Origin of the sequence: Pontitalea aquivivens, from assembly GCF_046507575.1 — a bacterium.
In the GTDB taxonomy this organism is placed as follows: domain Bacteria; phylum Pseudomonadota; class Alphaproteobacteria; order Rhodobacterales; family Rhodobacteraceae; genus Pontitalea; species Pontitalea aquivivens.
Window position 1 is genome coordinate 1 of sequence record NZ_JBKFEY010000090.1, and the last position, 1,065, is coordinate 1,065.

The 1,065-nt window shown below is 69.4% G+C and carries 2 protein-coding genes; both read right to left on the reverse strand.

All coding sequences use genetic code 11. From position 1 onward, the window contains the following. Positions 1-178 precede the first annotated feature (178 nt). Positions 179-436 (reverse strand): hypothetical protein, encoded by a 258-nt coding sequence (locus tag ACK8OU_RS20255; protein WP_410305131.1) that lies wholly within the window; start codon positions 434-436, stop codon positions 179-181. Further along, positions 433-1,065: YcbK family protein (locus ACK8OU_RS20260; protein WP_410305132.1), on the reverse strand; the 633-nt coding region annotated here is incomplete at its 5' end. The genes ACK8OU_RS20260 and ACK8OU_RS20255, both read right to left, overlap by 4 nt.

Here is a 1,065-nt window from a genome sequence, read left to right on the forward strand (position 1 = left end):
CAACCGAGCTGCGGGTTAACGCCCAGCACATGCCCGCGCCTGATCACGCAGGACGGCGTATTCGGCAAGCCAGGTCACAATCAGCAACCCTTCGGACAGCGCAGCGACCTCCTTGGCAAGGCGCGCTTGCTCAGCCCGGTTGTACTCCACAACCGGTGGGCAGGCGCCGGGCGGGGTGTCAGAACCCGCCGTCGCGCAGCCGCTCAGCCAGATCGTCACGAGACCGAGGGCGACGCGCCGCCGCCTCCAGCATCCGTCGTTGAATGGCATGGGTTCTCTCCATGGTCTCGAGCCGTTCAGCCAGACGCCCGGCGCGCTCGCCGGAGCGGCGCAGGGCCAGCAGGAACAGAAGGATCGCAAGTGCGATGACGCCGTAGCGGAGCGCCCGGCGTGTCCATCCCGATGCGGCGAGCGTGGCCAAGAACCCGCCGATCATCGCCGCCCCCGCTTCCAGTCATCGAGCCGGGCGTAGATCGTGACTGCGATGCCGCCAAGGCCGACGACGATCAACACCCAGCGGAGCGTATCGAGATACGGCACCAGCGGCAGGATCGCGGCCTGGGTCTCGACCAGCACCTGCTGGGCAACCTCGACCCCGGCCGCTCCGAGCGTCGCTACGCCTGCCGCTCCACCGCCCTTCATAGTGCGGCTGTCGGCCAGCACCTCGCGCGCGGGAGGCGACTCGGCTGCAAATGCCGTCGCACGGACCGGGAACCGCTCGCCCCACTGACGCGCGGGGCCGAGGTCGATGTGCATGAAACCCGAACGCGGATAGAAGCCGAAGCCGAGGAACCCGACCTCCCGCGCCGCCGCCTCGAACGCGACGGGATCGTGGTTCGCCATGGCGACATCAAACGCCGTACCGTCCATGTGCTTCGACCGGGTTGCGCCGCCGACAGCGCGATTGTGCTCGGGGCTGCGATAGGCGGAGCGGACGATCAGCGGCTTGCCCAGCCGGTCGCGCAGCGCCTGCAGCTTGTCCAGGGCCCCGGTGTCGATCTTGAGCGCGCCGGTGCCGCGGCAGGCGATTTCGGCGGGCGAGAAGTTCGGCCAGCGCCAGAGGCC

Coding starts and splice junctions, on each gene's coding strand:
- ACK8OU_RS20255 (WP_410305131.1), bottom strand. CDS start 436: ATGATCGGCGGGTTCTTGGCCACGCTCGCCGCATCGGGATGGACACGC.